Annotated in this window: 2 protein-coding genes; one reads left to right on the top strand and one right to left on the bottom strand. The window is 68.1% G+C overall.

Going from position 1 to position 4980, the window contains the following annotated elements; genetic code table 11:
• Positions 1–348: 348 nt before the first annotated feature.
• Complete coding sequence (locus tag EX88_RS0122660) at positions 349–2760, bottom strand: TonB-dependent receptor plug domain-containing protein (protein WP_031374258.1); 2412 nt, start codon at positions 2758–2760, stop codon at positions 349–351.
• A gap of 204 nt (positions 2761–2964) precedes the next feature.
• On the opposite strand from EX88_RS0122660, the gene EX88_RS0122665 reads away from it, so the two are divergent.
• A complete protein-coding gene (locus tag EX88_RS0122665; protein ID WP_031374259.1) occupies positions 2965–4845 on the top strand; it encodes an ABC-F family ATP-binding cassette domain-containing protein in 1881 nt (626 codons plus the stop codon).
• The last annotated feature ends 135 nt before the right edge of the window (positions 4846–4980 follow it).

Genomic DNA, 4980 nt, shown 5'->3' on the forward strand with positions numbered 1-4980 from the left:
CGCACGTCCTGTGCGCCGCCCTCCGGGTCTACTGTTGACCGGCAAAGCGGCAAAGCTGCAAAGCAGATCAAAGTCTCGGCAACGGCAACGGCAACGGCAACGGCGGGAGCAGGGGCATAGGCAGTCGGCGTCGCTGCTCTTGGGTAGGAGCGGCGTCCTACTGGATTTCCTACGGTCACAAGCCGCGACCGCGCCACGCTGGTCTTGCGGCGCGTCGGCCAAAAAAGCAATCGCGCCATCGAAAGACAGGTCACTCCCGGGTCAAGAAAAAATAGACTTCGAAACGAAGAAGGCCGCCCTGCGGCGGCCTCCCGATCGAATGCGACGACTCACGCCGTCGCTACGACCTCACCACTTGTACCCCACCTTCGCATAAGCGAACGCGCCATTGAACCCGAACGGAGAGTTGCCGCTATAAGGCAACTGGCCGCTTTCGCTGTTGGCGTAGATCGATTCGTCCGGGTACTCGTTGAGCACGTTGTCGCCGCCGACGGTGAACTCCCAGCCGTCGATGGCATAGGTCGCGGCCAGGTCCAGCGTCCACTTGGCGCGGTAGGTCTGGTCGCGTACGCCGCTGGGGTCGTCGTTGAAGGTGTGGAACTCGCCGTAGCGGGTGGTGGTGGCGTCGAAGCGCCAGGGGCCGGTGGTCCAGCTGCCGCCGAGGAAGAACTTGTCGCGCGGGGCGCCCTGGGTGATGCGGCCTTGTTCGACGCGGCCGATGCGCTGCAGGTTGAGGCCACCGGCGGTGAGCTCGGGCGGGTTGGCGGCGATGCGCTCCAGGGTGGTCTTGTTGCGGTTGTAGCCGGCGGTCAGGTCGATCGCGCCGGTGCCGAGCGACCAGCGGTAGCTGCCGACGATGTCGATGCCGCGGGTGCGGGTGTCGACGGCGTTGGTGAAGTAGCGGCCGCCGGTGATGCCGCGGTGGCCGCGCGCTTCCAGGAAGCTCGCCACCGCCGGGCCGCGCAGGTTCTCCGACAGGATGATGCGGTCGTCGATGTCGATCTGGTAGGCGTCGACGGTGATGTACAGCGATTCGATCGGTTGCAGCACCAGGCCCAGGCCGATGTTGGTCGATTCTTCGGCCTTCAGCGACTCGGCGCCGAGCGCGATCGCGGCCGGGTCGTCGACGGCGAAGGTGCGGACCTGGAACGGGGTCGGGTCGCCGAGCACGATCACGGTCTGGGTGGATTGGTAGAACTGCTGCTGCAACGACGGCGCGCGGAAGCCGATCGACAGGGTGCCGCGCAGCGCGACCTTGTCGTTGAAGGCGTAGCGCGCCGACAGCTTGCCCGAGGTGGTTTCGCCGAAATCGCTGTAGCGCTCGTAACGTGCGGCGGCGCCGAGCGACAGCTTGTCGGTCACGTCGGCTTCGAGGTCGGCGTAGAACGAGTGGCTGTTGCGATTGCGGCGGCTGGCATCGGACGGAGTGAAGCCGGGGAACACCTGCGCACCGGGTGCGCCGGGTTCGGGGCCGGCGACATACGAGGCCAGTTCGCCTGCGGACTGGTTGAACTTCTCGCCGCGCCACTCGCTGCCGAAGGCCACGGTGAGCGGGTACTTGAGCCAGCCGACGTCGAAGGACTTGTTGAAGTCGGCATTGAGCACGTTCTGGGTGACTTCGAGCGCGCCGATGTAGAAATCGTGCGGCGAGGCGGCGCCGAGGGTGCGGTTGAGGCTGTTGCGCACGTCGAAGTCGAGCTGGTTCTGGCCGTAGTTGTAGCTCAGGTCGAGGTTCCAGCCGCCGGCGGTCTGGCCGCGCAGGCCGAGCACGAAGGCGCGGTCCTGGCTGACGTTGTCGATCTGCGGCAGGAAGCCGTCCGGATACACCGAGCGGATGTTGTTGGGGTTGCCCGGGGCGCGGAAATAGCCGTTGGAGATGGCGCGGCGGCGGCTGGCGGTGCCGAAGGAATAGAACTCGACGCCTTCGCTCGGGCTCCACTTTGCGTTGTAGGCCAGCGCGGCCTGGTCGATCTCCGGGTCGCCGTAGCGGTGCACGACCTTGCCGGGCGGGTTGCTGGTCGGGGTGACCGTGCCGAGGTAGGGGCGGGCGCGGTCGGTGTTGTCGCTGTGGCCGCCCTGCGCCGACACATGCAGCGCGCCGTTTTCGCCGAGCTTGATGCCGGCGTCGCCGGACAGTTGGTACTGCTTGCCGTCGCCGGCGCTGTATTGGCCGTAGCGCGCGGCCAGGCTGCCGCCTTCGCCCGAGCCCTTGAGAACGACGTTGACCACGCCGGCGATGGCGTCGGAGCCGTACTGCGCCGAGGCGCCGTCGCGCAGCACTTCGACGCGTTCGATCGCGGCGATCGGAATGGCGTTGAGGTCGACCGGCGAGGAGCCGCGGCCGATGCTGTCGTTGAGGTTGATCAGCGAGGTGGTGTGGCGGCGCTTGCCGTTGACCAGCACCAGCACCTGGTCGGGGGCCAGGCCGCGCAACTGCGCCGGACGCACCGCGTCGGTGGCGTCGGTGATCGCGGGACGCGGGAAGTTCAGCGAGGGCAGGGCGCGCGACAGGGCGGTGGCCAGCTCGACGGTGCCGGTGGCCTCCAGGGTCTGCGGGGTGATGATGTCGATCGGCGCGGTGGATTCGGCTACGGTGCGGTCGCTGACCCGGGTGCCGGTGACGATCAGGGTGTCGAGGTTGGTCGGGTTGGCGGTCGCGGCGTCCGGGGCGGCGGGGGTGGCGGGGTCTTGGGCCCAGGCGGGGGCGGTGGCGAGAGCGATCGATACGGCGGTGCTGAGCAGGGACAGGCGGCGGGACATGGACACTCCGGGCGGTCGAACGGGGGACGTCAGGGCGAGCGCAGCCGCCACGGCCGGCGCGAGGGGCGCTTTGCCGCGGGAGGCGAGCTCGTTGACGCGTGGGGGCGGTCTGAGGCCGACGTCCCGATTATTCGATGCCCGCTGCCGGAGCGGCCGAACTTGTGTTCATGAGCAAATACCGATCAGTCATGCGACCATATCCGCATGATTTCTTTCCGTGATTTCGCCATGCGGCGTGGCGAACGCCTGCTGCTGTCCAACGTAGACCTGACCCTGCACGCCGGTTGGCGGGTGGGCGTGATCGGCCGCAACGGTACCGGCAAGTCCTCGCTGTTCGCGGCGATCCAGGGCGAAGTCGAGGCCGACCGCGGCGACATCGACGTGCCCAACCGCGTGCGCATCGCCAGCGTGGCCCAGGAAACCCCGGCCCTCGACGACCCGGCCCTGGACTTCGTCCTTTCCGGCGACGCCCAGGTCTACCAGGTGCTGGTCGCCGAACGCGAAGCGGTCGAGCGCGAGGACTGGGAAGCGGTCGCCGAGGCCCATCACCGGCTCGAAGAACTCGGCGGCTACGACGCCACCGCGCGCGCCGGCAAGCTGTTGCACGGCCTGGGCTTCTCGCCCGATACCCACGAACGCGCGGTCAAGGAATTCTCCGGCGGCTGGCGCGTGCGCCTGAACCTGGCGCGCGCGCTGATGACGCCGTCGGACCTGCTGCTGCTCGACGAACCGACCAACCACTTGGACCTGGACGCGGTGCTGTGGCTGGAGCAGTGGCTGCTCAAGTACCCGGGCACCTTGCTGCTGATCTCGCACGACCGCGAGTTCCTCGACGAGGTCACCACCCACACCCTGCATCTGCACGACGGCAAGGCCAAGCTGTACACCGGCGACTACACCTCGTTCGAGCGCCAGCGCGCCGAGCACCTGCGCCTGCAGCAGATCACCCACGAGAAGCAGCAGGCCGAGCGGGCCCACCTGCAGAGCTTCATCGACCGCTTCAGCGCCAGCGCGGCCAAGGCCAAGCAGGCGCAGTCGCGGGTCAAGCGCCTGGCCAAGATGGTCGGCACCGAGGCGGTGCGGCTCGAGCGCGCGATGCGCATCGAATTCCCGGCGCCGACCAAGCTGCCGCATGCGCTGCTGCGCCTGATCCATGCCGATTGCGGCTACGGCGATCACGTGGTGCTGGACGACGTCAGCTTCATCCTCGAAGCCGGCGACCGCATCGCCTTGCTCGGCCCCAACGGTGCGGGTAAGTCGACCCTGGTGAAGTCCTTGGTCGGCGAGCTGGAACTGCTGACCGGCGAACGCGGCGGCCATCCGGACCTGCGCATCGGTTACTTCGCACAGCACACGGTCGAATCGCTGCATGCCGGCGTAAGCCCGATCGATCACCTGGCCGAAATCGCCCCGGGCGTGCCGACCCAGCAGCTGCGCGATTTCCTCGGCAAGTGGAATTTCCCCGGCGACCGCGCCTTCGAATCGGTCGACGGGTTCTCCGGCGGCGAACGCGCGCGCCTGGCCCTGGCGATGATTGCCTGGCGCAAGCCCAACGTGCTGCTGCTCGACGAACCGACCAACCACTTGGACCTGGACGTGCGCGAAGCGCTGGCCGAGGCCTTGTCGGATTTCCCCGGCGCGATCGTGCTGGTCTCGCACGACCGTCACCTGATCGGCCTGGTCTGCGAAACCTTCTGGCGCGTGGCCGATGGTGTGGCGCAGCCGTTCGACGGCGACCTCGACGCCTACGCGGTGTGGTTGCGTACGCGCGACAACAGCAACGACGGCAAGGGCGCGGCGGTGGCCAAGGCCGCGGCGCAGGCCACGGCCGCCGCATCGGCCGCCAAGCAGGCTGGCGGCGGCAAGGGTGGGCGCAAGGTCAATCCGGTCAAGCTGGCGGAAGCGGAAAAGCGCGTGGCCGAGCTGGAATCCAAGCTGCACACCCTGGACATGGATCTGGCCGATCCGACCAAGTACGCCGGCGGCGGCGACAACGCGGGCGAGTTGGCCAAGCAGCGCGAAAAGGTCGCGGCGGAACTGGCCAAGGCCGAGGCGGAGTGGATGGCGCTGTACGACGCGGCTTGAGGTTGGGTGTCGTTTCTGCGCTGCGCTGCTTTCTGTAGGAGCGGCGTGAGCCGCGACCGCTGGACGCGCAGAGGCTACCGCGCCGATGTTGCTCATCGAAGCGGTGTGCTTTCGCGAAGGGTAGGAGCGGCGCAA

The organism is Lysobacter antibioticus (assembly GCF_000731095.1).
Taxonomy (GTDB): Bacteria; Pseudomonadota; Gammaproteobacteria; order Xanthomonadales; family Xanthomonadaceae; genus Lysobacter; species Lysobacter antibioticus_B.